General features: G+C 49.0%; 22 protein-coding genes and 1 pseudogene. 13 read left to right on the forward strand and 10 right to left on the reverse strand.

Features of this window, described 5'->3' with window-relative positions; genetic code table 11:
• Positions 1-119: 119 nt before the first annotated feature.
• Together mobB and mobA are read right to left on the reverse strand one after the other, a co-directional pair.
• The gene (gene mobB / locus D9736_RS16815) at positions 120-647 is read right to left on the reverse strand and encodes a molybdopterin-guanine dinucleotide biosynthesis protein MobB (RefSeq protein WP_000907622.1); all 528 of its coding nucleotides are present in this window, start codon (positions 645-647) and stop codon (positions 120-122) included.
• Entirely contained in the window at positions 629-1,213 is a 585-nt protein-coding gene (gene mobA, locus D9736_RS16820) for a molybdenum cofactor guanylyltransferase MobA (protein ID WP_001052169.1), read from the reverse strand. The genes mobB and mobA overlap by 19 nt, the downstream gene beginning before the upstream one ends.
• Positions 1,214-1,282: 69 nt before the next feature.
• On the opposite strand from mobA, the gene D9736_RS16825 reads away from it, so the two are divergent.
• The 4 genes from D9736_RS16825 to D9736_RS16840 all read left to right on the forward strand — a co-directional run bounded on the left by D9736_RS16825 (position 1,283) and on the right by D9736_RS16840 (position 4,844).
• A complete protein-coding gene (locus D9736_RS16825) occupies positions 1,283-1,552 on the forward strand; it encodes a YihD family protein (protein ID WP_001295263.1) in 270 nt (89 codons plus the stop codon).
• A gap of 76 nt (positions 1,553-1,628) precedes the next feature.
• Entirely contained in the window at positions 1,629-2,615 is a 987-nt protein-coding gene (srkA, locus tag D9736_RS16830; RefSeq protein WP_130258771.1) for a stress response kinase SrkA, read from the forward strand.
• A 16-nt stretch (positions 2,616-2,631) separates the two neighbouring features.
• A complete protein-coding gene (dsbA, locus tag D9736_RS16835; protein ID WP_064527999.1) occupies positions 2,632-3,258 on the forward strand; it encodes a thiol:disulfide interchange protein DsbA in 627 nt (208 codons plus the stop codon).
• Between the two features lie 155 nt (positions 3,259-3,413).
• A complete protein-coding gene (locus D9736_RS16840; RefSeq protein ID WP_130258772.1) occupies positions 3,414-4,844 on the forward strand; it encodes a DUF945 family protein in 1,431 nt (476 codons plus the stop codon).
• A 40-nt stretch (positions 4,845-4,884) separates the two neighbouring features.
• On the opposite strand, the gene D9736_RS16845 is transcribed toward D9736_RS16840, so the two are convergent.
• Positions 4,885-5,817: an acyltransferase gene (locus D9736_RS16845; RefSeq protein ID WP_130258773.1), complete on the reverse strand. Its 933-nt coding sequence runs from the start codon at positions 5,815-5,817 to the stop codon at positions 4,885-4,887.
• Positions 5,818-6,180: 363 nt separating this feature from the next.
• Here D9736_RS16845 and polA point away from each other — a divergent pair, with 363 nt between their 5' ends.
• Positions 6,181-8,967, forward strand: a complete 2,787-nt coding sequence (polA, locus tag D9736_RS16855) for a DNA polymerase I (RefSeq protein WP_130258775.1) — start codon at positions 6,181-6,183, stop codon at positions 8,965-8,967.
• Positions 8,968-9,358: 391 nt separating this feature from the next.
• Here the strand turns inward: polA and yihA are convergent, their stop codons facing one another.
• Positions 9,359-9,991, reverse strand: coding sequence for a ribosome biogenesis GTP-binding protein YihA/YsxC (yihA, locus tag D9736_RS16860; protein WP_130258776.1), 633 nt, complete (start codon positions 9,989-9,991; stop codon positions 9,359-9,361).
• Between the two features lie 296 nt (positions 9,992-10,287).
• Here yihA and D9736_RS16865 point away from each other — a divergent pair.
• From D9736_RS16865 to hemN, 3 genes and pseudogenes are all read left to right on the forward strand, one after another.
• Positions 10,288-10,454 (forward strand): annotated as a pseudogene (locus D9736_RS16865) (hypothetical protein).
• A 118-nt stretch (positions 10,455-10,572) separates the two neighbouring features.
• Positions 10,573-11,082 carry a Der GTPase-activating protein YihI gene (gene yihI, locus D9736_RS16875; protein ID WP_130209972.1) on the forward strand — a complete coding sequence of 170 codons (510 nt, stop codon included), beginning with the start codon at positions 10,573-10,575 and terminating at the stop codon, positions 11,080-11,082.
• Positions 11,083-11,270: 188 nt separating this feature from the next.
• Positions 11,271-12,644 carry an oxygen-independent coproporphyrinogen III oxidase gene (gene hemN, locus D9736_RS16880; protein WP_130258777.1) on the forward strand — a complete coding sequence of 458 codons (1,374 nt, stop codon included), beginning with the start codon at positions 11,271-11,273 and terminating at the stop codon, positions 12,642-12,644.
• A gap of 190 nt (positions 12,645-12,834) precedes the next feature.
• On the opposite strand, the gene D9736_RS16885 is transcribed toward hemN, so the two are convergent.
• The 4 genes from D9736_RS16885 to glnA all read right to left on the reverse strand — a co-directional run bounded on the left by D9736_RS16885 (position 12,835) and on the right by glnA (position 17,113).
• Positions 12,835-12,945: a YshB family small membrane protein gene (locus D9736_RS16885; protein ID WP_064527982.1), complete on the reverse strand. Its 111-nt coding sequence runs from the start codon at positions 12,943-12,945 to the stop codon at positions 12,835-12,837.
• A 113-nt stretch (positions 12,946-13,058) separates the two neighbouring features.
• Complete coding sequence (gene glnG, locus D9736_RS16890; protein WP_088563506.1) at positions 13,059-14,468, reverse strand: nitrogen regulation protein NR(I); 1,410 nt, start codon at positions 14,466-14,468, stop codon at positions 13,059-13,061.
• An 11-nt stretch (positions 14,469-14,479) separates the two neighbouring features.
• A complete protein-coding gene (glnL, locus tag D9736_RS16895; RefSeq protein ID WP_000190577.1) occupies positions 14,480-15,529 on the reverse strand; it encodes a nitrogen regulation protein NR(II) in 1,050 nt (349 codons plus the stop codon).
• Between the two features lie 174 nt (positions 15,530-15,703).
• Entirely contained in the window at positions 15,704-17,113 is a 1,410-nt protein-coding gene (glnA, locus tag D9736_RS16900; protein WP_001271717.1) for a glutamate--ammonia ligase, read from the reverse strand.
• A gap of 372 nt (positions 17,114-17,485) precedes the next feature.
• Between glnA and typA the strand changes: the two genes are divergently transcribed.
• The 4 genes from typA (at position 17,486) to D9736_RS16920 (ending at position 22,591) form a co-directional block, all read left to right on the forward strand.
• Positions 17,486-19,309: a ribosome-dependent GTPase TypA gene (gene typA, locus D9736_RS16905; protein ID WP_001514692.1), complete on the forward strand. Its 1,824-nt coding sequence runs from the start codon at positions 17,486-17,488 to the stop codon at positions 19,307-19,309.
• Between the two features lie 216 nt (positions 19,310-19,525).
• Positions 19,526-20,236, forward strand: coding sequence for a GntR family transcriptional regulator (locus tag D9736_RS16910; protein WP_130258778.1), 711 nt, complete (start codon positions 19,526-19,528; stop codon positions 20,234-20,236).
• 7 nt (positions 20,237-20,243) lie between these two features.
• Positions 20,244-21,224 (forward strand): TIM barrel protein, encoded by a 981-nt coding sequence (locus D9736_RS16915; RefSeq protein WP_130216175.1) that lies wholly within the window; start codon positions 20,244-20,246, stop codon positions 21,222-21,224.
• Positions 21,225-21,325: 101 nt separating this feature from the next.
• Entirely contained in the window at positions 21,326-22,591 is a 1,266-nt protein-coding gene (locus D9736_RS16920; protein ID WP_130258779.1) for an MFS transporter, read from the forward strand.
• A 110-nt stretch (positions 22,592-22,701) separates the two neighbouring features.
• Here D9736_RS16920 and D9736_RS16925 read toward each other — a convergent pair whose 3' ends face one another.
• Together D9736_RS16925 and D9736_RS16930 are read right to left on the reverse strand one after the other, a co-directional pair.
• A complete protein-coding gene (locus tag D9736_RS16925; protein ID WP_000022286.1) occupies positions 22,702-23,490 on the reverse strand; it encodes a DeoR/GlpR family DNA-binding transcription regulator in 789 nt (262 codons plus the stop codon).
• A gap of 39 nt (positions 23,491-23,529) precedes the next feature.
• Positions 23,530-24,426, reverse strand: coding sequence for a sugar kinase (locus D9736_RS16930; protein WP_130258780.1), 897 nt, complete (start codon positions 24,424-24,426; stop codon positions 23,530-23,532).
• Positions 24,427-24,598: 172 nt separating this feature from the next.
• On the opposite strand from D9736_RS16930, the gene yihU reads away from it, so the two are divergent.
• Positions 24,599-25,477 (forward strand): sulfolactaldehyde 3-reductase, encoded by an 879-nt coding sequence (gene yihU, locus D9736_RS16935; protein ID WP_130258781.1) that lies wholly within the window; start codon positions 24,599-24,601, stop codon positions 25,475-25,477.
• Positions 25,478-25,494: the final 17 nt, after the last annotated feature.

The raw sequence follows: 25,494 nt of genomic DNA on the forward strand, positions 1-25,494 counted from the left end.
GTAGGGAACTGCCAGGCATCAGATAAAGCAGAAGGCCATCCTGACGGATGGCCTTTTTGCGTTGGTGCAAAAAAAATGCCGGGTGCGACGCTGGCGCGTCTTCTCCAGCCTACTCTTGCTTATCCGTTCTGCTTTTGCATCCACTCCACCACAAAATCAGCCAGCCCCTCAACATCATTAATATCCAGTAATGCGACATCAAGATTAAGCGGCACATCACTGGCTACAGCAATAACATGCCTGTCTATCACTAATTCTTCAGGTCGATGTCCGGCTCCATCGCGAAACAGCACAATCTTTGCGATCTCTTCATGCTTAAACCCTTCGACCAGAATCAAATCCAGCTTTGAGGTATCCATTCGACTTGCGAGAAACTGTAGATCCAGCTCTTCTTCGTCTGGTGTTTCCGTCATCAAGGCCCATCGTTGCTGGCTGGCAACGATGGTTTGTGCCGCGCCAGCCTTGCGCAGCTCATAGCTATCTTTGCCTGGCTTATCAACATCCATATCATGGTGCGTATGCTTAATCAGCCCTGGACGGATCCCTCTGGCGCATAATGCCGGGATCAGTTTTTTCAAAAGCGTAGTTTTTCCGGTACCACTCCACGCGGCAAAGGCGAGTAACGGTATCATCGTTTTTCCTGCCATCGGGCAAGCTCCTCTGGCGTATTAACGTTAACAAATGCATCTTTATGATCGCTGAAATCAACCGCATGACCACCAGCCAGACGCATAAATGCCATTACCCGGCGTTCTCCTGCTTGCAGATATTCCAGTAATAAAGGCTCAATAGCGCGGTTTACCAGAGCAATAGTCGGGTGATCGCGTTCACCGTCATGGACCCACACGACAGGCGCATCTTTGCGCTGATGATTAAGCCGGGCTGCTAAATCAGGGGGAATGTAAGGCGTATCGCACGGGCAAAACAAAAACCACTCACCAGCTTCCTGCTGCATTACTGAAAGCATTCCTGCCAGAGGGCCTGGGTAATCCGCCAGTGAATCTTCAATCACTTTCAGACCGCCTGCCTGATAGATTTCCTGATGACGATTAGCATTAACCACGACGTGAGAGAGCTGCGTCATAAGCGCGTCAGCGACATGTTGCCATAATGGTTTGCCGTTTAATTCAAGCAATCCTTTATCTACGCCGCCCATTCGTCTGGCTTTACCGCCTGCCAGCACAACGCCTGTTATCGTCGTCATCAGATTCACCGATATCGCCTCTTTTATTGTGGGATTGACCCTGCTAACGTGTCTGTCTCAAGAGTAAGGAGCATTACTATGAAATGTAAACGTCTGAATGAAGTTATTGAACTCCTCCAGCCAGCCTGGCAAAAAGAGCCAGACCTTAACCTGTTGCAATTTTTGCAGAAACTGGCGAAAGAGTCAGGTTTTGACGGCGAACTGGCGGATTTGACGGATGACATTCTGATCTATCACCTGAAAATGCGTGATTCCGCGAAAGATGCGGTGATCCCGGGTTTGCAGAAAGATTATGAAGAAGACTTCAAAACGGCGCTGTTACGCGCTCGCGGCGTAATTAAAGAGTAAAAGCTTGTAAGCGGTGCCACCAAAATCATCGTGAAATGATATCCTTCATCATTCGTAATGTTTTCCGGATGATGGGATGAACAACAGCGCTTTTACTTTCCAGACACTACACCCGGATACCATCATGGATGCTCTGTTTGAGCAAGGGATCCGGGTGGATTCCGGTCTTACCCCGCTTAACAGCTATGAAAACCGTGTCTATCAATTTCAGGACGAAGATCGTCGACGTTTTGTCGTCAAATTTTATCGCCCTGAACGTTGGACAGCCGATCAAATCCTCGAAGAACATCAATTTGCGTTGCAACTGGTAAATGATGAAGTTCCGGTCGCAGCACCTGTGGCCTTTAACGGTCAGACTTTATTGAATCATCAGGGATTTTATTTCGCTGTTTTTCCAAGCGTCGGTGGTCGCCAGTTCGAAGCTGATAATATCGATCAGATGGAAGCGGTTGGGCGTTATTTAGGGCGTATGCACCAGACGGGGCGCAAACAGCTTTTTATCCATCGCCCGACCATCGGTCTGAATGAATATCTCATTGAGCCTCGAAAGCTGTTTGAGGAGGCTACACTGATACCTTCCGGGTTGAAAGCGGCATTCCTGAAAGCGACAGATGAGCTGATCGCCGCCGTTACAGCACACTGGCGGGAAGATTTCACCGTTCTGCGGCTACATGGAGACTGCCACGCCGGGAATATTCTCTGGCGCGATGGTCCAATGTTTGTTGATCTGGATGATGCTCGTAATGGTCCAGCCGTTCAGGATTTGTGGATGTTGCTCAATGGCGATAAAGCTGAGCAGCGGATGCAGTTAGAAACTATTATTGAAGCTTATGAAGAATTTAGCGAGTTCGACACCGCTGAAATCGGACTGATTGAACCTTTACGCGCCATGCGTTTGGTTTATTATCTTGCCTGGCTAATGCGGCGTTGGGCTGATCCGGCGTTCCCGAAAAATTTCCCGTGGTTAACCGGGGAAGATTACTGGCTGCGACAGACGGCAACTTTTATAGAACAGGCAAAAGTTCTACAAGAACCCCCTTTGCAATTAACACCTATGTATTAATCGGAGAGAGTAGATCATGAAAAAGATTTGGCTGGCGCTGGCTGGTTTGGTTTTAGCGTTTAGCGCATCGGCGGCGCAGTATGAAGATGGTAAACAATACACCACGCTGGAAAAGCCGGTTGCTGGCGCACCGCAAGTGCTGGAGTTTTTCTCTTTCTTCTGCCCACACTGCTATCAGTTTGAAGAAGTTCTGCATATTTCTGAGAATGTGAAGAAAAAACTGCCGGAAGGTGTGAAGATGACTAAATACCACGTCAACTTCATGGGCGGGGAGCTGGGGCAATCTCTGACACAAGCGTGGGCTGTGGCGATGGCGCTGGGCGTAGAAGATAAAGTGACTGTACCACTGTTTGAAGGCGTACAGAAAACACAGACCATTCGCTCTACGGCCGACATTCGTGATGTCTTCATCAACGCAGGTATTAAAGGTGAAGAGTATGATGCAGCATGGAACAGCTTTGTTGTTAAATCTCTGGTCGCTCAGCAAGAAAAAGCGGCTGCAGATGTACAATTGCGTGGCGTTCCAGCGATGTTTGTTAACGGTAAATATCAGCTGAATCCGCAGGGTATGGATACCAGCAATATGGATGTTTTTGTTCAGCAGTATGCTGATACAGTGAAATATCTGTCTGAGAAAAAATAATTTATTGTAATTCACATAAAGCCCGTGAATATTCACGGGCTTTTTTTGTTGTTTAATCAATATAAATACTTTCTGATAATTCACCTCGTTTCTGGACATTTTAATATCAAGCGCGGATATTAAAAGTTTTGTTGTTTTATCAGGGAATAATAGAAATGATACGTAAGTCAGCCACAGGTGTTATTGTTGCATTAGCCATTATCTGGGGCGGTGGAACATGGTATGAAGGGACTCAAATCCAGTCTGGCGTCGAAAAATTTATTAAAGATTTTAACGACAGTAAAAAGAAGGGAGAGCATGCCTATGATATGACCGCCAGCTATAAAAACTTTGACAAAGGTTTTTTTAGCTCTCATTTTCAAATGCTTATTACCTTTGATAAAGGTGCGTCAGATCTCAATATCAAGCCAGGACAAGGTATTGCATTTGATGTGGATGTCGATCATGGTCCCTTGCCGCTATCAATGTTAAAAAGCGGCAATATCTTACCTGCTATGGCGGCAGCAAAAGTTAAATTAGTCAATAATGAACTGACACAGTCGCTATTTATTGCTGCAAAAGATAGAGCGCCCGTCGAAGCGACATTGCGATTCGCCTTTGGCGGTTCTTTCTCTACAACTCTGGACGTTGCCCCTGCAGAGTATGGAAAACTCTCCTTTGGTGAAGGTCAGTTTACTTTTAATGGTGATGACAGTTCATTGTCTAATCTGGATGTTGAAGGCAAAGTCGAAGATATTGTTCTGGAATTATCGCCAATGAACAAAGTCACGGCGAAAAGTTTTACCATTAATTCTCTGACGCGATTAGAAGAAAAGAAATTTCCGGTTGGTGAAAGCGAGTCGAAATTTAATCAGATTAGCATTGTCAATCACGGTAACGAAGTTGCCAAACTCGACGCTTTTGTCGCGAAAACCACACTAGAACGCGTAAAAGATAAAGATTATATCAATGTCAATCTGACTTACGAAATTGATAAGTTAACAAAAGGGAATCAACAACTCGGTAGCGGTCAGTGGTCATTGATTGCTGAATCTATTGATCCCTTAGCAGTTCGCCAGTTTATCATCCAGTACAACATTGCGACGCAGAAGCAACTTGCTGCACACCCCGAGTTAGTAAATGATGAAGATGCACTGGAAGCAATGAATACTGCATTGTTCAAAGAGTATTTACCGTTATTACAAAAAAGTGAGCCGATCATTAAACTACCTGCAAGCTGGAAGAACGCTGTCGGCGAACTAAATGCTAATCTGGATATTAGTATTGCCGATCCAGCCAAATCTTCATCATCCATAAACAAAGATATTAAATCGTTCAATCTGGATATGAATGTACCGATTAAAGTCGCCACTGAAATAGCTAAACAGCTTAATTTATCTGAAGGAATGGATGCTGAAAAAGCTCAAAAGCTGGCTGATAAACAAATCGGCGGAATGGCAACATTAGGTAAGATGTTTCAGTTAATCACAATTGACAACAATATTGCCTCGCTGCAACTGCATTATTTGCCAGGTAAAGTTGTTTTTAACGGTCAGGAGATGAGCGAAGAAGAATTTATGTCTCGTGCCGGACGTTTAGTGCATTAAAATGATAACTCGCCTCTGCTAATACGGAGGCGAGTTATAACTACTTATCCTGATGCCGTGATGACATCAGTGAAGTCAGAAGTCGGTCTTTTTCCTGCCACAGTGTGTTCAGCCACTGCTGAAAATGACGTTTGAAGCTTTTGTCATTGATATAGTCGCCATGCAACTCTTCAGCAATAGGTTGTAAATCCACATGCACGACAATCCGCGTCAGTTTGCCACTTAACATATCGAAGAATGGCTGGTGGTTATTGTCCGGATAACACAGCGTAACATTAAGTAGTTTATCGAATTGTTTACCCAGCACATTCAGCGCCATCGCGATACCGGCGGCTTTGGGAGGTAGGAGATTTTTAAATGTCGAGTGGGTTTGCTGGTGTTTCTGTTCAGTAAAACGGGAGCCTTCAACAAAATTCACAATCGTGGTGGGATGCAGGCGAAACTTTTCGCAAGATCGGCGAGTGGTTTCAACATCTTTACCGCGCCGTTCCGGATGACGTATCAAATAAGCGCGGGAATAGCGCTTCATAAATGGCATATCCAGCGCCCAGCATGCCAGGCCAAGGAAAGGCACCCAGGCCAGTTGCTGCTTGAGAAAATATTTGTTCATTGGAATATGCTTACGAAACAACACGCACAGTACAACAATATCAGCCCAACTGCGGTGGTTACAAATAAGCAGATACCAGTTCTTCTTACTTAGTTCTTCCAGTCCGCGAACTTCCCATTGCAGGTGCGGGTTAAGGTGCAGTAATAGCGCTAATCCTTCACACCAGCAATACATCATAAAATCACAAAAAAGCGATACCTTTCGCCAAATCACTGGCACAGGTAACAATAGTTTTACGATCCCGGCAATGATGATCGGGACAGAACAAAAAATGGTGACCAAAATGGTCAATACGATACTCACCAAAAGTGTTATCGCAGCGAGTATTCTCGTCATAATTAAATTATTCAAAAGGTTAGCCATAGACAGTGCGCTAAAGAAGCGCAAGGCGCAGATTTTAGCAGAAAACGGCCCAAATAACGGATGATCCTTAGATAGAAAAATAATTCATATCTATCCACATTAGAAAAAATCCCTATTACTCAATCACCAGCAATGTTTTTATTATTAACTTTATGAAAAACAACAACAAATATAATGCTGTAACAAGCATGATAATAAATTAAAAGTGATGTAAATAATTTATACACAAAGTTATCCACATGACGATTTGCGAGCGATCCAGAAGATCTACAAAAGATTTTCACGAAAAGCGGTGAAAAACTCATGTTTTCATCCTGTCTGTGGCATCCTTTACGCATAATCTGATAAACAGGCACGGACATTATGGTTCAGATCCCCCAAAACCCACTAATCCTTGTAGATGGTTCATCTTATCTTTATCGCGCATATCACGCGTTTCCGCCGCTGACTAACAGCGCAGGCGAGCCAACCGGTGCGATGTACGGTGTCCTCAACATGCTGCGTAGTCTGATCATGCAATACCAACCGACGCATGCAGCGGTGGTCTTTGACGCCAAGGGAAAAACCTTTCGTGATGAACTGTTTGAACATTACAAATCACATCGCCCGCCAATGCCGGACGATTTGCGCGCGCAGATCGAACCCCTGCACACAATGGTAAAAGCGATGGGGCTGCCTCTGCTGGCCGTTTCTGGCGTAGAAGCAGACGACGTTATCGGTACTCTGGCACGTGAAGCAGAAAAAGCTGGGCGTCCGGTATTGATCAGCACCGGTGATAAAGATATGGCGCAGTTGGTGACGCCAAATATTACGCTTATCAACACCATGACAAATACTATCCTCGGCCCGGAAGAGGTGGTGAATAAGTACGGCGTACCGCCAGAACTGATCATCGACTTCCTCGCGCTGATGGGCGACTCTTCTGATAACATTCCTGGCGTTCCGGGCGTCGGCGAAAAAACCGCGCAGGCACTGCTACAAGGTCTTGGCGGCCTGGATACGCTGTATGCCGAGCCGGAAAAAATTGCTGGATTGAGCTTCCGCGGCGCGAAAACAATGGCGGCGAAGCTTGAGCAAAATAAAGAGGTGGCCTATCTCTCTTACCAGCTGGCGACGATTAAAACCGACGTTGAACTGGAACTGACCTGCGAACAACTGGAAGTACAACAACCGGCGGCTGAAGAGTTGTTGGGACTGTTCAAAAAGTATGAGTTCAAGCGTTGGACTGCTGATGTCGAAGCGGGCAAATGGTTACAGGCCAAAGGGGCAAAACCAGCCGCGAAGCTGCAGGAAACCATTGTTGTCGACGAAACACCCGAAGTGACTGCAACAGCGATTTCTTACGATAACTACGTCACTATTCTGGACGAAGAAACTCTAAAAGCATGGATTACGAAGCTGGAAAAAGCGCCTGTATTTGCGTTTGATACCGAAACCGACAGCCTCGATAACATCTCTGCCAACCTGGTAGGGCTTTCTTTTGCTATCGAACCTGGCGTAGCGGCCTATATTCCGGTTGCTCATGATTATCTTGATGCGCCCGATCAGATCTCCCGCGAGCGCGCACTCGAGCTGCTAAAACCGCTGCTGGAAGATGAAAAGGCGCTGAAGGTCGGGCAAAACCTGAAATACGATCGCGGCATTCTGGCGAATTACGGCATTGAGCTGCGGGGGATTGCGTTTGATACCATGCTCGAGTCCTACATTCTCAACAGCGTTGCCGGTCGCCACGATATGGACAGCCTCGCGGAACGTTGGTTGAAGCACAAAACCATCACTTTTGAAGAGATTGCCGGTAAAGGTAAAAACCAACTGACCTTTAACCAGATTGCCCTCGAAGAGGCCGGACGTTACGCCGCTGAAGATGCGGATGTCACCTTACAATTGCATCTGAAAATGTGGCCGGATCTGCAAAAACATAAAGGGCCACTGAACGTCTTCGAAAACATCGAAATGCCGCTGGTGCCGGTGCTTTCACGCATCGAACGCAACGGTGTGAAGATCGACCCGAAAGTGCTGCACAATCATTCTGAAGAGCTCACCTTGCGTCTGGCTGAGCTGGAAAAGAAAGCGCATGAAATTGCAGGTGAAGAATTTAACCTTTCTTCCACCAAGCAATTGCAAACTATTCTTTTTGAAAAACAGGGTATTAAGCCGCTGAAGAAAACGCCGGGTGGTGCGCCGTCAACGTCGGAAGAGGTACTGGAAGAGCTGGCACTGGACTATCCGTTGCCAAAAGTAATTCTGGAGTATCGTGGTCTGGCGAAGCTGAAATCGACCTACACCGACAAGCTGCCGCTGATGATCAACCCGAAAACCGGGCGCGTGCATACTTCCTATCACCAGGCAGTAACTGCGACGGGGCGTTTATCCTCAACCGATCCTAACCTGCAAAACATTCCGGTGCGTAACGAAGAAGGCCGCCGTATCCGCCAGGCGTTTATTGCGCCACAGGATTATGTGATTGTCTCGGCGGACTACTCGCAGATTGAACTGCGCATTATGGCGCATCTTTCACGAGACAAAGGCTTGCTGACCGCATTTGCAGAAGGAAAAGATATCCACCGGGCAACGGCTGCAGAAGTGTTTGGTTTGCCACTGGAAACTGTCACCAGCGAACAACGCCGTAGCGCGAAAGCAATCAACTTTGGTCTGATTTATGGCATGAGTGCTTTCGGTCTGGCACGGCAATTGAACATTCCACGTAAAGAAGCACAGAAGTACATGGACCTTTACTTCGAACGCTACCCAGGCGTACTGGAGTATATGGAACGCACTCGTGCTCAGGCGAAAGAGCAGGGATACGTTGAAACCCTGGACGGACGTCGCCTTTATCTGCCGGATATCAAATCCAGCAACGGTGCACGTCGTGCTGCGGCTGAACGTGCAGCCATTAACGCACCAATGCAGGGAACCGCCGCCGACATTATCAAACGGGCTATGATTGCCGTTGATGCCTGGCTACAGGAAGAGCAACCGCGCGTGCGTATGATCATGCAGGTACACGATGAACTGGTGTTTGAAGTTCATAAAGATGATGTCGATGCGGTAGCGAAGAAGATCCATCAGTTGATGGAAAACTGTACCCGCCTGGATGTGCCGTTGCTGGTGGAAGTGGGTAGTGGCGAAAACTGGGATCAGGCGCACTAAGATTTGCCTTAACAAGCCTTTTTTTCGTAACTAAGCAACATAACCAGCCACGATTTGTGATGGGTATTAGAAATTCCTATGCAACAACTGAAAAAAAATTACAAAAAGTGCTTTCTGAACTGAACAAAAAAGAGTAAAGTTAGTCGCGTAGGGTACAGAGGTAAGATGTTCTATCTTTCAGACCTTTTACTTCACGTAATCGGATTTGGCTGAATTTTTTAGCCGCCCCAGTCAGTAATGACTGGGGCGTTTTTTATTGTGCGAAAGAAAAGATCCGTATTGCCGGATACGTTGTGCTTAACAGGCCTACGGTAGGAAAATAGCTCATTGAATTTGCATGATTTTATGTGCCAGATACGCGATATCCGGCACATGCGTAAGGGCTAGAAAATTATTCGCCGCCCTGCGTTTCTTCTACAGGCTGCATCTCGCTGAACCAGGTATCCAGTTTCTGCCGCAGCTTATCCACACCTTGCTTCTTCAGAGAAGAGAATGTCTCTACCTGCACATCACCGTTAAACGCCAGCACTGCTTCACGCACCATATTCAATTGCGCTTTACGTGCACCGCTCGCCAGTTTATCCGCTTTGGTCAGCAACACCAGTACGGCGATATTGCTGTCCACCGCCCACTCAATCATCTGCTGGTCGAGATCTTTCAGCGGATGGCGAATATCCATCAGCACGACCAGGCCTTGTAGACTCTGACGTTTTTCGAGGTACTCACCGAGCGCGCGCTGCCATTTGCGCTTCATCTCTTCAGGAACTTCCGCGTAGCCATAGCCAGGCAAGTCGACCAGACGTTTGCCCTCAGCCACTTCAAACAGGTTGATAAGCTGGGTACGTCCTGGTGTTTTCGAGGTACGCGCCAGGCTTTTCTGGTTAGTCAGCGTGTTCAGCGCGCTGGATTTACCTGCGTTGGAACGGCCTGCAAAAGCCACTTCGATCCCGGTATCGGAAGGTAAGTGGCGAATATCAGGCGCACTCATCACAAAATGCGTCTGTTGATAATTCAAATTAGTCAAAGCGGTCGTCTCCGTCAGTCAAAGCTTTGCGGCGATTATACCTGAACCACAATAAAAGACGGATTTTTCGGCGTGAACGGTGTAAGTAAATACCATGTACTTTGTGAGACATTGCCGATTGTTTTTATGCGAAATCGAAGAGAAATTTCTGCGACACATGTCAAATAGGCTAAATAAATCATGTGATTAGTTTTATACAATAATCTGAAAATGAGTAAATACTGATGATAGTTTATTGTTTGTTTAACACAGAAGCGTAAAGTAGCACCCATAGAGCGAGGACGCTAACAGGAACGATGACTCAGGATGAGGGTCAGGAGCGCCAGGAGGCGAAGACAGAGGATTGTCAGGAAGACAAACGTCCGGAGACGTCACTAAAGGGAAATGGAATCAACACGGAATGTTCCGGCTAATGGAAAAACAGGGTGTGTTGGCGGCCTGCAAGGATTGTAAGACCCGTTAAGGGTTGTGAGTCAGGAAAAAAGGCGACAGAGTAATCTGTCGCCTTTTTTCTTTGCTTGCTTTCTGTTAGATTCCGCCGCAAATCTATACTAAATAAAACGGCTAAAAGACGAATTGATATGAAACCATCATCTTCAAACTCACGCAGCAAAGGTCATGCAAAAGCGCGTCGTAAAACCCGCGAAGAGCTGAATCAGGAAGCTCGTGATCGCAAGCGCCAGAAAAAACGCCGTGGTCATGCACCAGGCAGCCGCGCAGCGGGCGGTAGCGCTACTTCGGGTAGCAAGGGCCAGAATGCACCGAAAGATCCACGTATTGGCAGTAAAACCCCTATTCCATTGGGCGTGACTGAAAAAGTCACCAAACAGCACAAACCGAAGAGTGAGAAACCTATGCTTTCACCGCAGGCGGAGTTGGAGTTACTGGAGACGGATGAGCGTCTGGATGCGCTGCTGGAACGTCTGGAAGCAGGCGAAACCCTGAGTGCCGAAGAGCAATCCTGGGTAGATGCCAAGCTGGATCGTATTGATGAGCTGATGCAGAAACTCGGCCTCTCTTATGACGACGACGAAGAAGAGGAAGAAGACGAGAAGCAAGAAGACATGATGCGTCTGCTGCGGGGCAACTAACGGATTGCCGCCGTGGGCCTTCCCGTTCTGCTGATAACCCTTCCGGTTATATGTTATCTGGTGTGGTTATTCGTTAAACTACAGCGGTTGTCGCGGCGACAAAAGTGGCTGCGCAACCGGCTGATGACCCGAAACGGGCATCCGCCGGTACGCCGTAGCCGCCAGAGACGCCATCGGAAGGAGTGAGCATGTCTGTACAGCAAATCGACTGGGACCTGGCCCTGATCCAGAAATATAACTATTCCGGGCCACGATACACCTCGTACCCGACCGCGCTGGAGTTTTCAGAAGACTTCGGTGAACAGGCGTTTTTACAAGCCGTGGCGCGCTACCCAGAGCGTCCCTTATCTCTCTACGTACATATCCCGTTCTGCCACAAACTTTGCTACTTCTGCGGTTGCAACAAGATTGTGACTCGTCAGCAGCACAAGGCCGACCAGTATCTGGACGTGCTTGAGCAAGAAATCGTTCATCGTGCTCCGCTTTTTGCCGGGCGCAAGGTGAGCCAACTGCACTGGGGCGGCGGTACGCCGACGTATCTGAATAAAGCGCAAATCAGCCGCCTGATGAAGCTGCTGCGCGAAAACTTCCTGTTCAATGCCGATGCGGAGATTTCGATCGAAGTCGATCCGCGCGAAATCGAACTGGATGTACTCGATCATTTACGCGCGGAAGGCTTTAACCGCCTGAGCATGGGCGTGCAGGACTTCAACAAAGAAGTACAGCGTCTGGTTAACCGCGAGCAGGATGAAGAGTTCATCTTTGCGCTGCTTAACCATGCGCGTGAGATTGGCTTTACCTCCACCAACATTGACCTGATTTACGGCCTGCCGAAACAGACGCCGGAGAGTTTCGCCTTTACCCTGAAACGCGTGGCGGAACTGAACCCTGACCGTCTGAGCGTCTTTAACTACGCGCATCTGCCAACTATTTTTGCCGCCCAGCGCAAAATCAAAGATGCTGACTTGCCGAGTCCGCAACAAAAACTCGATATTCTGCAGGAAACCATCGCCTTCCTGACACAATCGGGCTATCAGTTTATCGGTATGGATCACTTTGCCCGTCCGGATGACGAGCTGGCGGTGGCCCAGCGTGAAGGCGTGCTGCATCGTAACTTCCAGGGCTACACTACTCAGGGCGATACCGATCTGCTGGGGATGGGCGTTTCCGCCATCAGCATGATTGGCGACTGCTACGCGCAGAACCAGAAAGAGTTGAAGCAGTACTATCAGCAGGTGGATGAACAAGGTAATGCGCTGTGGCGTGGTATTGCGCTAACGCGCGATGATTGTATTCGTCGCGATGTGATTAAGTCGCTCATCTGCAACTTCCGTCTGGATTACGCCCCCATTGAGCAACAGTGGGATTTGCACTTCGCTGATTACTTTGCGGAAGATCTCAGGCTGCTGGCCCCATTAGCAAAAGACGGGCTGGTGGATGTGGATGAGAAGGGGATTCAGGTGACGGCGAAAGGTCGCTTGCTGATCCGCAACATTTGCATGTGCTTTGATACGTATCTGCGCCAGAAAGCGCGAATGCAGCAGTTCTCACGGGTGATTTAAATAGTGAATGGCGCTTCGTTTACAACGGTGATAAACGAAAGCGCCATCAATGTGCTGAGAACAAGGTTGCCTGATGCGCTACGCTTATCAGGCCTGCAAAACCTGTTGAAATTATTGCTTTTGTAGGCCGGATGCGGTGTTCACGCCGCATCCGGCATGAACAAAGAGCACTTCATCAGCAATCTGAAACTCAGCTAAACAGCCCAATCATTGCGGCACACAGCACGGCAGCAACGGCAGTTTGCGGCGTGTGGCTGTTAACTGCGCCACTTGATAGCAGATTAATTATTGATTCCAGCATAATGACACTCCCCCCGTTTTTCGGGCATGATCATACTGAACTTACCGGAACAGTAAAGCGCAAAATACCAGCAATTTGCGCTCAATAATCAATCTTTACATGGCGAGCCTGAATCACTCCATCCCCAGCTCTTTTAACTTACGCGTCAGGGTGTTACGCCCCCAGCCAAGTAAGCGCGCTGCTTCCTGTTTATGCCCCTGCGTATGTCGCAACGCGGTAGTCAGTAACGTCCGCTCCAACTCTGGTTGCGCTTCAGACAGCAAGTTTTGATGACCGGAACGTAGCGCCCGATCTGCCCACTGTGCTAACAGCGTTGCCCAACTGTCCGGCTGCATTTGTGAAGTGCTTTCCGGTACGGTTGATTCAAACAGTTCGCCAGGCAAATCCTGAATCAACACTTCCTGTCCGGCAGCCATTACCGTTAGCCAGCGGCAGGTGTTTTCCAGCTGGCGCACGTTGCCTGGCCACGCCAAACGCGTCAGAGCGGCTTCAGTTTCCGGATGCAGCAACTTTGCTTCTACGCCCAGCTCGCGAGCGGCAACTTGTAAAAAATGGCGTGCCAGACGGGGAATATCTTCCCGACGCTCACGCAGCGGCGGCAGATGAACACGGATAACGTTCAGGCGGTGGAACAAATCCTCACGGAACTTGCCTTCCTGCACCCGCTGTTCGAGATTCTGGTGAGTGGCAGCGATAATCCGCACATCCACTTTCACCGGCGCATAGCCGCCAACGCGATAAAACTGACCGTCTGCCAGCACGCGCAGCAAACGCGTCTGCACATCCAGTGGCATATCGCCAATTTCATCGAGAAATAACGTGCCGCCATCGGCCTGTTCAAAACGCCCCTGACGAATGGTATTCGCGCCGGTAAACGCGCCTTTCTCGTGACCGAACAGTTCTGATTCGATCAAATCCTTCGGGATAGCAGCCATATTGAGCGCGATAAACGGCGCTTTGGCTCGCGGGCTGTGGCGATGCAGGGCATGAGCAACCAGTTCTTTACCAGTGCCGGATTCGCCGTTGATCAGCACGCTAATGGAAGAGCGCGAAAGCCGACCGATAATACGGAACACGTCCTGCATGGCTGGCGCTTCGCCGATGATATCGGTCGTTGGGCCGTTAAGCTGAACATTACGCGGCTGCTGCTGTTCCTGGTAATGACTGATGGCGCGCTCAACCAGCGCCACGGCTTCGTCGATATCAAACGGTTTAGGCAGATAATCAAACGCCCCTTGTTGATAGGCGCTGACGGCAGCATCCAGATCGGAATGTGCGGTCATAATGATGACCGGAAGCATCGGATGGCGCTGTTTAATCTGCTTGAGCAGCGCCAGCCCGTCCATTCCCGGCATACGGATATCTGAAAGCAGCACATCCGGCGTTTTGCTCGCCAGCGCCTCCAGTACCTCCGCACCGTTCTCAAACGTCGTACAGGTTAAACCTGCCCCAGCGAGCGCACGTTCAAGCACCCAACGGATGGAACTATCGTCATCGACTACCCAGACTATCCCTCGTTGCATAAACGTCACCTTTATTTCCTGATAGGCAGGTAAACCGAGAACTCGGTATGACCTGGCCAACTGGTAAATTCAATTTTGCCTGAATGCTGATCAATCAAATTACGGGCGATGGATAAGCCAAGCCCGGTGCCACCTTCGCGGCCGCTGACCATCGGGTAAAACAGCGTATCCTGCAAATGAGGCGGAATGCCCGGCCCGTTGTCTTCCACATCAATCCGCGCCGCCAGCCGATAGCGTTCGCCGTGTAAGGTCAGTTGAAACGCGGTGCGGGTACGCAGAATGATTTCACCACCTTCCGGCCCCAGCGCCTGTAGCGCATTGCGCACAATATTCAGCAGCACTTGCTCAATTTGATCCGGGTCGTGCGCCAGTTCCGGCAGGCTGGGGTCGTAATCACGAATCAACCGCACGTTGTCCGGCAGTTCCATCGACACCAGCGTCACCACGCGTTCAGCCACTTTGTGAATACTTTCGGTAACGCGCGTACCGGGCAGCTGCGGCCCCAACAGACGGTCGACCAGATTTCGCAGCCGGTCCGCCTGTTCGATAATCACTTTGGTATATTCCAGCAGCGACGGGTCAGGTAACGCTTTGCTGAGCAGCTGCGCCGCGCCACGTAAACCGCCAAGCGGATTTTTAATCTCATGCGCCAGGCCGCGCACTAAATCACGGGCAGCAACCTGCTGGGCGTGCTGTAGCTGTTCCTGACTTAAGCGGCGCTGGTTATCCATCGGTGCCATCTCCAGCAGGATCATGCCGTCTGGCATGCGCTGAGCCGTCACAGAAAGGATATGCGAGCGACCGTCGATGACCAGCGTCACTTCGTTATCGGTAAAACCTTGCCCCGCCTCCAGACTTTCTTGCATCAGCTCGATATTTAATGAGAAGTAGCTCAATAGTTCCGGTAACGGTGTACCAAACAATTTGCGGGAGCTTTGGGCGAGCAGTTGTTGCGCGGCGGGGTTGGCGTAATGGATCGCCAGGTTGTCATCAATTAACAAAATACTGTTAATCAGCGAGTTGAGGATCTGCCCAGCATCGGGCTGCGTGCCTGTTGCCATAAAGCAGTCTCCTGAACAGGTTGCACCATTTTAGTGCATTATAGCTTTTTACGGATAAAAAGCGCGAAGCATCACAGAAGTTACGGAGAAAAAAGCCCATGCAGAGATGGGCTGAAAGTTTCCACGGCAACTAAATCCCGGCGTTGTTCGCGCCGGGTAGTACAACTTCAACTATTAGACGCTGTAGTACAGCTCAAACTCTACCGGATGCGGAGTCATACGCACGCGGTCATCTTCTTCGCGACGCAGAGCGATGTACGCATCGATCGCTTCATCAGTGAACACGCCACCGGCTTTCAGGAACTCGCGGTCCAGATCCAGTTCGTTCAGTGCTTCTTCCAGAGAGCCTGCAACCTGTGGGATCTCTTTCGCTTCTTCTGGCGGCAGGTCATACAGGTTTTTGTCCATGGCTTCGCCCGGATGGATCTTGTTTTTGATGCCATCAAGACCGGCCATCAGCAGGGCAGCAAAGCACAGGTACGGGTTAGCCGCCGGGTCCGGGAAACGCACTTCGATACGACGTGCTTTCGGAGAAGAAACCACCGGAATACGGATAGACGCAGAACGGTTACGCGCAGAGTAAGCCAGCATTACCGGTGCTTCGTAACCCGGGACCAGACGCTTGTAAGAGTTGGTGGTCGGGTTTGCCAGGGCGTTAATTGCTTTAGCGTGTTTGATTACGCCGCCAATGTAGTACAGCGCCTGTTCAGACAGACCTGCGTATTTGTCGCCCGCGAACAGGTTAACGCCGTTTTTAGACAGCGACATGTGGCAGTGCATACCGGAGCCGTTATCACCGAACATCGGTTTTGGCATAAAGGTCGCGGTTTTGCCGAAGCGGTGCGCCACGTTGTGCACAACATATTTGTAGATCTGAATTTCGTCAGCTTTTTTGGTCATGGTATTGAAGCGGGTAGCCACTTCGTTCTGACCTGCAGTCGCTACTTCGTGGTGATGTGCTTCAACCACCAGACCCATCTGTTCCATCACCAGACACATTTCAGAACGAATATCCTGAGCAGAGTCTACCGGCGGCACCGGGAAGTAACCGCCTTTCACTGCCGGACGGTGACCTTTGTTACCACCTTCGTATTGGGTGGAGGAGTTCCATGCGCCTTCGATATCGTCGATAGCAACGTGGGAACCGGAGATAGATGATCCGAAACGGATGTCATCGAACAGGAAGAATTCAGGTTCTGGCCCGAACAGTACGGTGTCGGCAATGCCAGTGGAACGCAGGTAATCTTCGGCGCGCTTCGCAATAGAGCGCGGGTCACGGTCATAGCCTTGCAGGGTGCCAGGTTCAAGGATGTCGCAACGGATAATCAGGGTAGAGTCGGCGAAGAACGGATCAATCACTGCGGTGGATGCGTCTGGCATCAGCACCATGTCGGATTCGTTAATGCCTTTCCAGCCGCCAATCGAGGAGCCGTCAAACATTTTGCCTTCTTCGAAGAATTCAGCATTCACCTGATGAGCAGGGATAGTGACGTGCTGTTCTTTACCTTTGGTATCGGTGAAGCGCAAATCAACAAACTTCACTTCGTGCTCGTTCAGCATCGTCAGTACGTGTTCAGCGGACATACTTTAACTCTCCTGGATTGGTCATTGTCGTCGTGGTAACGAAATCTGCAATTATTTTGGCCGTGTCGCCGTAAAAAAGATAAAGCGAAATCTGTGCCAACTTTTAAATTGCCCCTAAAAGGCGTTATCATGCTTAACATCGTGCAAAAGGGCTGCACCATGATGTGAATGTTGCACCAATATAGTGCTTCAATGGAAACATTAAGCACCATGTTGGTGCAATGACCTTTGGATAACCCTTTTTATGCTCCGTGAAAGCGATCACAAAGGGACTCTGCAATACTTGTTTGCGGAGGATGTTTGTGATCCTGTTTTGTAGTGCGATTAATCCGTGTACAATAACGCGCTATTTCTAATGCCTGAGGCAAAGTTGTGATCGAAAAATTGCGTAATATCGCCATCATCGCGCACGTCGACCATGGTAAAACCACCCTGGTAGACAAGCTGCTCCAACAATCCGGTACGTTCGACTCTCGTGCCGAAACCCAAGAGCGCGTGATGGACTCCAACGATTTGGAGAAAGAGCGTGGGATTACCATCCTCGCGAAAAACACCGCTATCAAATGGAATGATTACCGTATCAATATCGTTGATACCCCGGGGCACGCCGACTTCGGTGGTGAAGTTGAACGTGTAATGTCCATGGTAGACTCAGTGCTGCTGGTGGTTGACGCATTTGACGGCCCGATGCCGCAAACGCGCTTCGTAACCAAAAAAGCGTTTGCTTACGGCCTGAAGCCGATTGTTGTTATCAACAAAGTTGACCGCCCTGGCGCGCGTCCTGACTGGGTTGTGGATCAGGTATTCGACCTGTTCGTAAACCTCGACGCGACCGACGAGCAGCTGGACTTCCCGATCGTTTACGCTTCTGCGCTGAACGGTATCGCGGGTCTGGACCACGAAGATATGGCGGAAGACATGACCCCGCTGTATCAGGCGATTATTGACCACGTTCCTGCGCCGGACGTTGACCTTGACGGTCCGTTCCAGATGCAGATTTCTCAGCTCGATTACAACAGCTATGTTGGTGTTATCGGCATTGGCCGCATCAAGCGCGGTAAAGTGAAGCCGAACCAGCAAGTTACTATCATCGATAGCGAAGGCAAAACCCGCAACGCGAAAGTCGGTAAAGTGCTGGGCCACCTCGGTCTGGAACGTATCGAAACCGATCTGGCGGAAGCTGGCGATATCGTGGCGATCACGGGCCTGGGCGAACTGAACATTTCTGACACCGTTTGCGACACGCAAAACGTTGAAGCGCTGCCGGCACTCTCCGTTGATGAGCCGACCGTTTCTATGTTCTTCTGCGTTAACACCTCGCCGTTCTGCGGTAAAGAAGGTAAGTTCGTAACGTCTCGTCAGATCCTGGACCGTCTGAACAAAGAACTGGTACACAACGTTGCGCTGCGCGTAGAAGAAACCGAAGACGCCGATGCGTTCCGCGTTTCTGGTCGTGGCGAACTGCACCTGTCTGTTCTGATCGAAAACATGCGTCGTGAAGGTTTCGAACTGGCGGTATCCCGTCCGAAAGTTATCTTCCGTGAAATCGACGGTCGTAAACAAGAGCCGTATGAAAACGTGACTCTGGACGTTGAAGAACAGCATCAGGGTTCTGTGATGCAGGCGCTGGGCGAACGTAAAGGCGACCTGAAAAACATGAATCCAGACGGTAAAGGCCGCGTACGTCTCGACTACGTGATCCCAAGCCGTGGTCTGATCGGCTTCCGTTCTGAGTTCATGACCATGACTTCCGGTACTGGTCTGCTGTACTCCACCTTCAGCCACTACGACGACGTACGTCCGGGTGAAGTGGGTCAGCGTCAGAACGGCGTACTGATCTCTAACGGTCAGGGTAAAGCGGTAGCGTTCGCGCTGTTCGGTCTGCAGGATCGCGGTAAGCTGTTCCTCGGTCACGGTGCAGAAGTTTACGAAGGTCAGATTATCGGTATTCACAGCCGCTCTAACGACCTGACTGTAAACTGCCTGACCGGTAAGAAACTGACCAACATGCGTGCTTCCGGTACTGACGAAGCCGTTGTTCTGGTTCCGCCTATCCGCATGACTCTGGAACAAGCTCTGGAGTTCATCGATGATGACGAACTGGTAGAAGTGACTCCGACCTCTATCCGTATTCGTAAACGTCACCTGACGGAAAACGATCGTCGTCGCGCTAACCGCGCACCGAAAGACGATTAATTTCGTTTTTTAGTCATAAAAAACCTGCCAGCGATGGCAGGTTTTTTTTTGCCTGTCGTGAGCACTCACCAATGAGAGTATCTCCCTTATAAGTCTGTGGTTACGTCAATAGAGAGCTTTGTCACAATTATCTGCAAAGTCATACGCCGTTAATTGCTTTCTTTTTTGGCGTAAGCGTAAGATGCCTCATCTGGTTTAAACCAAAAGGATTAAACAATGACGGGAAATCAATCCACCGTAGAAAATGCAAAAGAGAAACTGGATCGGTGGTTAAAAGATGGCATCACTACGCCGGGTGGAAAACTCCCTTCAGAAAGAGAGCTGGGAGAGCTGCTGGGCATTAAACGTATGACGCTGCGCCAGGCGTTGCTGAACCTCGAGGCAGAATCCAAAATCTTCCGTAAGGATCGTAAAGGGTGGTTCGTGACTCAGCCGCGATTTAATTACAGCCCGGAGCTGTCGGCGAGCTTTCAGCGGGCCGCAATTGAGCAAGGGCGGGAACCTTCCTGGGGGTTTACCGAGAAAAGCCGTACCAGCGACATTCCCCAGACGCTTGCGCCACTGATTGCAGTGACGCCATCAACCGAACTCTATCGTATTACCGGCTGGGGGGCGCTGGAAGGACATAAAGTTTTCTATCACGAAACATATATTAATCCTGAAGTTGCCCTAGGTTTTATTGAACAACTTGAAAACCACTCATTTTCTTCAGTCTGGGAAAAGTGCTACCAAAAAGAGACGGTAGTAAAAAAATTGATTTTCAAACCCGTCAGAATGCCGGGCGATATCAGCAAGTATCTTGGCGGTTCTGCGGGTATGCCTGCGATCTTAATTGAAAAGCATCGCGCCGACCAGCAAGGCAATATTGTCCAGATAGATATTGAATATTGGCGATTTGAGGCCGTAGACCTCATCATTAATCTGTAGGTGTTTTATGGTGACAACAAATAACGCAAGAAAGATTCTACAACGTGTCGATACTCTTCCTCTTTATTTACATGCTTATGCCTTTCATTTAAATATGCGGCTGGAAAGAGTATTGCCTGCTGATTTACTTGATATCGCGAGTGAAAATAATCTGCGGGGCGTCAAAATTCATGTTCTGGATGGAGAGCGTTTTTCTCTTGGCAATATGGACGATAAAGAACTCTCTGCCTTTGGTGATAAAGCCCGCCGTCTGAATCTTGATATTCATATTGAAACCAGCGCCTCAGATAAGGCATCTATTGACGAAGCCGTCGCCATCGCGTTGAAAACCGGGGCATCGTCCGTACGTTTTTATCCACGTTATGAAGGTAATTTGCGCGACGTATTATCGATCATCGCTAACGACATTGCCTATGTACGGGAAACGTATCAGGACAGCGGCCTGACTTTTACGATCGAGCAGCATGAAGATTTAAAAAGCCATGAGCTGGTGTCGCTGGTCAAAGAAAGTGAGATGGAGTCTCTTTCCTTACTGTTTGATTTTGCGAACATGATCAATGCAAATGAGCATCCCATCGACGCTTTAAAAACGATGGCGCCACATATTACCCAGGTGCATATCAAAGATGCATTGATTGTTAAAGAACAGGGTGGTCTGGGCCATAAAGCCTGTATTTCAGGTCAGGGAGATATGCCATTCAAAGCGTTATTAACGCACCTTATCTGCCTGGGCGATGATGAGCCGCAGGTGACGGCATATGGCCTGGAAGAAGAGGTTGATTATTATGCTCCGGCGTTCCGCTTTGAAGACGAAGATGATAATCCGTGGATCCCTTATCGCCAGATGAGTGAAACACCACTACCAGAAAATCATTTACTGGATGCGCGGTTACGTAAAGAAAAAGAAGATGCGATTAATCAGATAAATCATGTGCGTAACGTACTACAACAAATCAAACAAGAGGCAAGCCATCTTCTGAACCACTAATAAGTTTTAACTCATACGCAGTTAATAAAACCATTCCATAAGAATGGTCGATATCTTATTGCCTTTAAAACAGTGATTTTAAAAATCGCTTAGGGGATGTTATGCTCACGAAAAAGAAATGGGCGTTATTTAGTCTATTAACACTGTGTGGCGGTACAATTTATAAATTACCGTCGCTGAAAGATGCGTTTTATATCCCGATGCAGGAATATTTCCATTTGACTAATGGTCAAATTGGTAATGCTATGTCGGTAAACTCATTTGTCACCACAGTGGGCTTTTTTCTGTCTATTTATTTTGCTGATAAACTACCGCGCAGATACACCATGTCACTCTCACTCATTGCGACGGGATTACTGGGTGTTTATTTGACAACAATGCCGGGGTATTGGGGCATCCTCTTTGTCTGGGCGCTATTTGGCGTTACCTGCGACATGATGAACTGGCCGGTCTTGCTCAAGTCAGTAAGTCGATTGGGCAATAGCGAACAACAAGGTCGGTTGTTTGGCTTCTTCGAAACAGGGCGTGGCATTGTCGATACCGTGGTGGCATTTTCTGCGTTGGCAGTATTTACCTGGTTTGGCAGTGGCTTATTGGGCTTTAAAGCGGGTATCTGGTTCTATTCCCTTATTGTGATTGCCGTGGGTGTTATCATTTTCTTTGTCCTCAATGACAAAGAAGAGGCACCGTCCGTGGAGGCGAAAAAAGAAGACGAAGCATCGCAAAACACCAGTATGACCTCGGTGCTGAAAGACAAAACCATCTGGCTTATCGCTTTCAACGTTTTCTTCGTTTACGCGGTTTACTGTGGCCTGACGTTCTTCATTCCATTCCTGAAAAACATCTATCTACTGCCCGTTGCGCTGGTGGGGGCTTACGGCATCATTAACCAATACTGTCTGAAAATGATCGGAGGACCGATTGGTGGCATGATTTCAGATAAGATCCTGAAATCGCCGAGTAAATATCTATGCTACACCTTTATCATCAGTACCGCTGCGCTCGTACTGTTGATTATGCTGCCGCACGAAAGCATGCCGGTCTATTTAGGGATGGCCTGTACATTGGGCTTTGGTGCGATTGTCTTTACTCAGCGCGCCGTATTCTTTGCTCCTATTGGCGAAGCAAAAATTGCTGAAAATAAAACAGGCGCGGCGATGGCGTTGGGTAGCTTTATCGGTTACGCCCCGGCGATGTTCTGCTTCAGTCTGTATGGCTACATTCTGGATTTAAATCCGGGGATTATTGGCTACAAAATCGTGTTTGGCATTATGGCCTGCTTCGCATTCTGTGGTGCGGTGGTTTCCGTAATGCTGGTTAAGCGAATTAGCCAACGTAAGAAAGAGATGCTGGCGGCTGAAGCTTAATTAATGGCCGGATGTGCTTAATCCGGCCAACGAAAACCGTATCAACCGTAGGCCGCATCCGGCAAAATAAAATCCGCTGAATCCCCAGCGGATTTTTCGAAGTTTCAATTTCAGGAAACTTCCTGCTCGGCAACCACCAGTTCAACATTCTCTTCACTTAACAACTGGCAGAAAGAATTGGGAGGCGGGGCATCAGTAAAAAAAGCCCTGACATTCCGCGCATTGCCAATTGAAACCGCAGCCGAAGCGGCAAACTTAGTATGATCTGCCACTAGCAATGTATTCCGCGCATGTTTAATCATCGTTCTCGCGACTAACGCTTCATTGACATCAAATTCCAGCAGGGTGCCGTCATGCTCAATGGCACCAATACTGGTGATTAAATAGTCTGCGCGAAAACCTTCAATAAAATCCACGGCTCCAGGGCCGATAATCCCACCGTTATGGGCGCGTAAAGTGCCTCCCGGCACCATCACTTCAATATCCTGATTCTTATAAAGAATCTGTGCCACACGCAGGCTGTTAGTGATAATGCGTAAATCACGACGGTTGAGTAATGCCCTGGCAACGGCTTCTACGGTTGTACCGATGGTGATGAAGACAGTACAGCGTTCGGGAAGGTAATCGGCGACCGCCTCAGCGATCGCCCGTTTCTCGGCGGTGAGCGAAAGTTCCCGTTGCTCAAAAGCGGTATTCATGACGCTGGAGACGCGCCCGGCTCCTCCATGATGACGGGTGATCAACCCCTGCTCACTGAGTTTTCGGATATCCCGGCGCACGGTTTGCGTTGAAACATCCAGCAGTTGTGCCAGTTCTTCAATATTCATATAACCGCGTTCTGCGATTAGATGAACGAGTTGGTCATGGCGTGGATTACCTGTCACTTCGATGATACTCATGAATACTCCCTTGCCCCTCCTCGGTAGATGTTTACCATTTTACGCATAAAGTGACAAAAATGATTCGGTTTGCTCACGATTAGGAATGCCAGCCCGACCGCCAGGCTGGGTACATTTCATCGCGGCAACCGCACTGGCAAAACGAATAGCCTCTTTTGTTGGCATTTTTTCTGCCAACGCTACCGCGAGTGCACCGTGAAAAACATCGCCTGCTCCAGTGGTATCAACCACATTGACAGAAAATGCCTCCTGTTGACACAAATGATCATCTTCAATCCACAACGAACCTTCAGAACCCAGCGTGACATACACTTTACCTGCTGTTTGTGTCGTTGCCTGGTACAAGCTTTCTTCAGGTGACTGAAGGCCAGTCATACGTTTCAGGCCTGGCGTAGAGAACACAGCATGATCGGCAAGCGCGACAAGTGGAGAAATATCCTGCGGTGTCATATCGGCGTCTAAAAGCGTTGTCACCCCCGCAAGGCGCGCTAGCGAGAATGCTTTTTCAGTACCGCTATGCCAGCGAACATCGGCCAGAATCAGATCATAACGAGAGAAATCGATCGCTTCTAACCATTCGGCATCAGTACCGAGATCGGGACTTGGATAATTAACGATAATCCGTTCGCCATGCTGATCAACGAGGATCGCTGATTGCGACGAACGGGCGTTAGGATATCGGCGGCAAAATGCGGTATTGACGCCCCAACCCTCAAGTTCTGCAAGTAAGGTATTTCCACAACTGTCATCGCCGACGCGACCGATGAAATCAACCTCCACGCCAAGTTTTGCGATTGCAACACCGGCTGTTGCTGCCGGGCCGCCACCAATCTCAAGATAATGATTTGCCTGATATTTCCCGCCGCCCTCCGGCAGAGTGGGCAAAGAATAAATCCTGTCCTGAACTGTGATACCCACGCATGCAATCCTGGTCATATTTGTCTTGTCCTGTTTAATTTTGTCGTCTTTGGTCAATTTAAATGACACAAATGATCAAATTAGTGATGCGTGTCGTGTTTTTGAACATAAATTACAAATATGCTCAAAAACAGACGAAAACGAATTTTCAATTGTCATTATTTTGTCAATGTCAGACAGGAGAGCATTCATGGCAACCATTGCATTTCTCGGGCTGGGGCAGATGGGTAGCCCTATGGCTAACAATCTATTGCAAAAAGGGCATTCATTGCAGGTATTTGATGTCAATGCACAGGCCGTCGATGCGCTAGTTACGCAGGGGGCCACTGCGGCACAAACCCCAGCGGAAGCGGCAGCAGGCGCTGAATTTATCATCACTATGCTTCCCAATGGTGACATTGTTCGACAGGTGCTGTTGGGGGAAAAAGGCGTCTGTGAAACTGTTTCATCTGACGCGTTATTGATTGATATGTCGACTATTCATCCCTTACAGACCGATGCATTAATACGGGAATTACAAGAAAAAGGCATCAGTATGATGGACGCCCCCGTGGGCAGAACGTCCGTGAATGCGATTGATGGCACATTGCTGATTTTAGCGGGTGGCACTGATGAGCAGATTGCGCGTGCACGCCCGATTCTCATGTGCATGGGTAATGAGCTGGTCGAGGCTGGCGGCCCAGGAATGGGGATCCGCGTGAAGCTAATTAACAACTATATGAGCATTGCGCTTAATGCGCTGTCCTCCGAAGCCGCTGTGTTATGTGAGTCACTGGGATTAAATCTTGATGTCGCAATTAAGGTGATGAGTGGTACGGCAGCAGGGAAAGGACATTTTACGACCACCTGGCCTGGCAAAGTGCTGAAAGGCGATCTTTCTCCCGCCTTCATGGTGGACCTGGCATTGAAAGATCTGCGTATTGCAGTTGACGTCGCTCGGGAAACGGGGGCGCCGCTCAATATGGGGATTGCAGCAGAAAGTTATTACGCCGCAGCAAGTCAAGACGGCAAAGGGCGGCAGGACTGGAGCGCCCTGCTAAATCAGGTTCGCCAGCAGGCTGGTCTTTAATTTTATCTATTAACAGG

This window comes from Escherichia sp. E10V10, from assembly GCF_004211985.1.
In the GTDB taxonomy this organism is placed as follows: domain Bacteria; phylum Pseudomonadota; class Gammaproteobacteria; order Enterobacterales; family Enterobacteriaceae; genus Escherichia.